This window comes from Nostoc mirabile CHAB5784, assembly GCF_020829645.1.
In the GTDB taxonomy this organism is placed as follows: domain Bacteria; phylum Cyanobacteriota; class Cyanobacteriia; order Cyanobacteriales; family Nostocaceae; genus Nostoc; species Nostoc mirabile.
Genome location: NZ_JAIVFS010000217.1, coordinates 1 through 5,796, shown reverse-complemented (window position 1 = coordinate 5,796; position 5,796 = coordinate 1). Strand labels below are relative to the sequence as shown.

The following is a 5,796-nucleotide window of genomic DNA, read 5'->3' as shown; positions in this document are numbered from 1 at the left end:
GAACAAAACTCAAGCTGACACTAAATCTTTTTGCCAGTTGTCGTTGAGAGCCTTCTTGATTGTTATGTGCGTTAATTACTTTTTGGCGCAGATCGCTGGAGTAAGGTTTCATTCCACAGGTACTTAGGCTTTAATATACTCCATTATCCTACAGTGTATTTTACTCAAGTAGGAACCGCTATATATAATTGAGCATTTTCTAAAGAAATTGCAGCTTGAGTGCAGAGGAAATTTATAATAGAAAGGCGATCGCTAGTAAATATCCCTTGCGTCAATTGATTTTCTAGGTAAAGAATCCCCACCAAACGCCCTTGATTAATAATAGGTGTACTGTTGCCCCTAAGTATTGTTTTGCGAGACTGACGTTTTCTAATGACTGTTCATACCGTTGAAATAAATAACAGAGCAGCAGTTTGTTGAAGTAAATACAATACAGCGCTGTCATATCATTAGTTTTAACCAGCAGCGAAATTGTTTCCGCTTCATAACAGTATTCACCATCCAGTTGATCGGGTTCAGTCCTCGTCTCTAGCAGATTAGCGATCGCTTGACAGTAAATACGTTGCGTATACAGATAATTATCCTGACGCAATTGTTGTACTATCTTGCAGTGACCTTCTATCTCTCGCTTCAGGGAAGTCAATTCTTGACCACTGTAATACGCCGTCAAATCGTAATACGTTAAGCCCAATGCAGCATGTTCAATGTCACCCACTTCTAGTCCACTGGCATAGGCTTGCAGATATCCTGGCAGGGTGTCTTTCGCGGGTTCCTGCCAATGTCTGAGAAGACAGTTGAAGGTAAAGATGATTCTGGCAGTGAGCTTGGGAGCGTGGATGCGCTGGGAAAGGTTCATCCCCAATTGTCCAAAGCGTCCACCTGCATCAATATTTCCTAATACGGCAATCTGGATCAATCCAAATAAGACATAGCCATTTGCTGATTCTAGTGCATTTCCGTATTGCACGGACAAATCAATATGGGCAAGGATAATCAGCAGCAACAGGTTTGGGGCGGCTTGATAGGCAGGAGGCATAATACGGGCTAGCATCACCATCGCGGCTTTTTTGTCCGGTGCCGTCATTTCAGGTAATTCCAGCAACGATTCGATCTCCCTGCCTCCCAACAACGTTTGGGTATGTTGAATTGCCTGCCCAATGTCTGCTTGAGTCGGTTGCTCTGGCAGAGGCACTCCCAGCGCCTCTAGCACTTCTCGGCCCAAGCGTAACGCCTCTAGCTGCTGATTTTGCGCCACGCAAACCAGGATTTTAGTTTCATAGATGTCGATCCGATCAAGCCAAGAATGGGCGTGATTCAGCACAATTTCTGCGAACTGCTCTATCTGTTCAAAGTCAGTATTAAGGTAAGCGGAGTTAGCTACCCCTTCATAAAGGGCGAGAGTGAGATCGTATTGACATTGCCAGCGATCGCTCGCTAGTAGATCAATCCCAGTTTGCATATACAGTTTGGCGGCAGCATAGGCAGTGGAACTTCTGGCTTTCACGCCAGCCTTCAAGTTCATTTGAGCTAGGGCTTCTCGAAAAATGGATTACCTTGAGTTTTTTGAGATACTAGTAGAGAAAGAGGTAATGCCAAATTTTCTGTACATTTAAGTGTATCAGCAACTAATTGATTCACTTGCCCTTGACTCAGGGGTGCTAAAGTAATCGTATTAATCGTGGCTGCTGTTTTTTGGATATCATTCAAAGTCAACATTAACGGATGTGCTGGGTTGACTTCGTTATCACGATAAGCACCAATTAATAAAAGATGACCTGTATCAGCCATTAATAACTGCATTAACATCAGTGATGCCGAATCAGCCCATTGCAAGTCATCTAAAAACATCACTAATGGATGTGCCTCAGTGGTAAAGACTTGGGTAAATTTCTGGAATAATAAATTAAATCGATTTTGTGCCGCAGTTCCTGAGAATTCTGTAACTGGTGGTTGTTGACCAATAATTTTTTCTAATTCGGGAATGACTTCAATAATTACCTGTCCATTATCACCTACAGCTGCTAAAATATTGGTTTTAAATTGCTGGATTTGAGTATCGCTTTCTGTTAATAATTGCCCCATTAAATCCCGGAAGGCTTGCACCAATGCACTTAAAGGAATATTCCGTTGAAATTGGTCAAATTTACCTTTGATAAAATAACCGCGTTGTCTAACAATCGGTTTATGAACTTCATTAACTACAACGGTTTTACCAATACCGGAAAAACCAGCTACCAGCATCATTTCAGTTGCACCCAGGCTAACTCGCTCAAATGCTTGGAGTAGGGTTTCTACTTCTGTTTCCCGTCCATAGAGTTTATCAGGAATAATGAAGCGATCGCACACATCCCGTTGGGCAATTGGGAAACTCTTAATTTCACCAGTTTCTTGGAGTTGAGATAAACAATTTTCTAAATCAAATTTCAGCCCCAATGCACTCTGATAGCGGTCTTCAGCATTTTTCGCCATCAATTTCATCACGATGTCACAGAGAACTTGGGGAATAGGAAAATATTCCTCACCCGCATCAAGCACCCTCTCCTTACCAAGGAGAGGGTTGGGGTGAGGTTTATTCATATTCGGTGGAAGTTTTGCTAAATGACAATGTACCAGTTCCATCGGATTGTTTGATTTAAACGGTAATTCTCCCGTCAATAATTCGTAAAAAGTCACACCTAATGAATAAAAGTCAGTCCGGTAGTCAATCCCTCGATTCATTCTTCCTGTTTGTTCAGGAGAAATATAACTAAGTGTCCCTTCCAACACATTGGGATTCATTAGTGTTTGAGTTTCCCGTGGTAGTAAGGATGCAATACTAAAGTCAATTAATTTAACTTGTTTGGTTTCGGGATTAATTAGAATATTGGCAGGTTTAATATCTTTATGAATAATACGATCGCGGTATAGTATATCTAAGGCATTGCAAAGTGCGATCGCAATTCGTAAAAACTCCATCAGAGATTCTACGCTTCCCCCCACTCCCCACTCCCTACTCCCTACTCCCCACTCTTTCAGAGAAATCCCCCCAAAGTCTTCCATTACCAACGCATAGCCATTTTGATACGCTTGGAGACTATAAGTTTGGATGATTAAAGGTGAGTTGAGATTTTTGACAATGGTATATTGATTACGGAACTGCACCAATTCGCTAAAACTGGGATAAGGATTTTTCAGCAGTTTCATCACTACTCTTAATGAGTCAGTTTCTCGATACCCTCGATAAACTATCGTTCTGGAACCATTGTAGAGTTCTTCTCTGATACGATATCCGGGAATATTGACAAGAGTGCTATCCATATTGCTAAATCTTTAATACTTACAGATTTAGTGTTCCCAGAATCTATGAAGTTGTTTATAAACCAATACAGTTCGGATAAGCAGGGGAGGCTCTTGGGGAAAGAGCGCTAAATCCTAATATTTTCTGGATTTAGTATTCCCAGATGGGTGAAGCAATTCATCTCCACAGCTTTTTTGCGTTGCTCTGGGCCTTGCGATCGCGTATGCTAAATTCAGTCTGATTTGAATTATCTTCTGTGGACAAAAACCGCGAACCGTTTATCAGTCTGGCACTTTACCACGCCTTTAAATGGTCGGTCGTCAGCCCCATGCTTCACACTTACTTTCGGGGCCAGATTTATGGTACTGAGAATGTCCCCCAATCAGGGCCGTTGCTGGTGGTGAGTAATCACGCTAGTTATTTTGACCCGCCAATTGTCTCTAACTGTGTACGTCGTCCAGTAGCGTACATGGCTAAGGAAGAGTTATTTAAAATCCCAGTTTTGGCGCAAGCGATTAAATTGTACGGTGCTTACCCGGTGAGTCGAGGAAATGCCGATCGCAATGCCATCCGTTCCGCCCTAGAATATCTTAATAACGGTTGGGCTGTCGGTGTTTTCTTGCAAGGTACCCGCATCCCAGATGGTCGAATTACAGACCCCAAGAGAGGCGCACTGCTGCTAGCAGCGAAAGCAAAAGCCCCAATATTACCCGTGAGTGTCTGGGGTACTGAGGAGATTTTACAAAAAGGATCGTCCCTACCTCGCGCAGTTCCCATCACTGTGAGAATTGGTAACTTGATTGATGCTCCCAGTTCCACTAATAAAGAGGAATTAGAAGCTTTAACACAAAAGTGTGCCACAGTAATTAACCAAATGCATGATTTAGGACGATAAGCTAGACAAGTTCAGATATATGCTTTAGGGAGGTAGCGATCGCTATTAGATTCCTTTAATCTTAAAATCAATTCACTCTAGCAATCATCTAAGGAACTTCCAACAAATACATCATCCATCTTACAGGGTGGGCAACCTTCTCACGCTACACAACTAGCTTTTTTACGTATTAATTAGGACTTACGCATTGACAAAAAAGACCAAAAATGAATGATTTGAAAAACCACATCTGTCGTAGGGGTAAAGCGCATTGCTAAACCCCTACAGCGCGGGTCTATTTACCATCAAAGAATGATTTGATAAAAACCTGAAACGACATATTTACGTTGATGCACAACATGATTATTTTGTACAGTGCGTAAGTCCTATTAATTTATGAATTACGAATTACGAATTACGAATTACGAATTATTATGAGCGGCTTTGAAGCCAAGAATTTTTGGGATCGATTAAATAATCTGGCGTTAGTCCGCTTTTTACTTTTAGTTGCTTCTGGCTGGGCAATTGTACAACTTTTAGCTTATTTTGAAGCAGTCATTGTTATTTTTACATTTGCTGCAATTTTGGCTTTTTTACTCAGTTATCCTGTACAATGGCTGCGGCACTTTTTGCCCCACGGCGTAGCTGTTGCTGTCGTTTTCTTGTTCAGTATTGTGATTATTGGCAGTCTAATAATTACCGTCGGCTTAACGGTTTTATCTCAAGGACAACAATTAATTGACAGTATAACTGGCTTTGTAAATTCTTTAATACCTTTATTAGAGCGACTAGAAGGGTTTTTGCGAAGCCGGAATTTGCAGATAAATTTAAGTTTCCTTCAAGAACAATTACGAAACCAAGCTGTATCTAGTCTTGTTACTAGTTTGGCTGTTTTGCAAGGATTCATGACGAACTTTCTTACATTTATATTGATTGCAGTTGTGGCTTTCTTTATGTTACTGGATGGAGACAAGCTGTGGAATTTCACCATAAAAATAATCCCCAAACAGCGCCGCAAGAGATTTACAAGTATAATCAGACGCTCCTTTCTCGGATTTTTTAGAGGACAGCTGTTATTAAGTGCATTTCTCACAAGTACGACTTTTTTAGTTTTTTTAATATTAAAAGTACCTTTTGCTTTGATATTATCAGTGATAGTGGGAATTCTTGATATCATTCCTGGCATAGGAGCGACATTAGGAGTAAGCGCAGTTACTTTAGTTGTGTTGTCTCAAGGCGTTTGGTTAGCATTGAAAGTCTTGATAGCTTGTATTGTCCTCCAGCAGATACAAGACAACTTGATTTCGCCTCGAATTATGCAAGATGCCCTGAATCTTAATCCCGTAGTAGTATTCTTTGCTTTGCTAGTAGGCGCTAAAGTAGCAGGGTTGTTAGGAGTTTTTATATCTATCCCCATCGCTGGAGTCATCGTATCTTTATTTGAAATTGATGAGATGAAGTCTGAAGTTTAGTTAATTGTGGCATCAGTTGACAAAGCGTATAGGAAACCGTTCTCTAAAACTTAGGCAAAACTAGGCAAGCGTCTATTTTTGCTGTTCAGTTCTTGTTTCATCGCCTCCCAGCAGCCTAAGCTACTGGTTGGTGTAAGGCTCTACAAGCAATCCCCGCAGAACTTGCGGTTCTT

Annotated in this window: 4 protein-coding genes and 1 pseudogene; 2 read left to right on the top strand and 3 right to left on the bottom strand. The window is 41.1% G+C overall.

Going from position 1 to position 5,796, the window contains the following annotated elements; genetic code table 11:
- Nucleotides 1–182: 182 nt before the first annotated feature.
- The 3 genes and pseudogenes from LC653_RS47745 to LC653_RS44375 all read right to left on the bottom strand — a co-directional run.
- A pseudogene (locus LC653_RS47745) lies at nt 183–329 on the bottom strand (GAF domain-containing protein); the annotation flags it as partial.
- Entirely contained in the window at nt 284–1,522 is a 1,239-nt protein-coding gene (locus LC653_RS48190) for a hypothetical protein (protein ID WP_443689874.1), read from the bottom strand. The gene LC653_RS48190 and the pseudogene LC653_RS47745, both read right to left, overlap by 46 nt.
- 5 nt (nt 1,523–1,527) lie before the next feature.
- Entirely contained in the window at nt 1,528–3,297 is a 1,770-nt protein-coding gene (locus LC653_RS44375) for an ATP-binding protein (protein WP_443689873.1), read from the bottom strand.
- A gap of 236 nt (nt 3,298–3,533) precedes the next feature.
- Between LC653_RS44375 and LC653_RS44370 the strand changes: the two genes are divergently transcribed.
- Entirely contained in the window at nt 3,534–4,172 is a 639-nt protein-coding gene (locus LC653_RS44370) for a lysophospholipid acyltransferase family protein (protein ID WP_229501609.1), read from the top strand.
- 413 nt (nt 4,173–4,585) lie between these two features.
- On the top strand, nt 4,586–5,623 hold the full coding sequence (locus LC653_RS44365; protein ID WP_229501608.1) for an AI-2E family transporter: 1,038 nt from the start codon (nt 4,586–4,588) through the stop codon (nt 5,621–5,623).
- Nucleotides 5,624–5,796 lie beyond the last annotated feature (173 nt).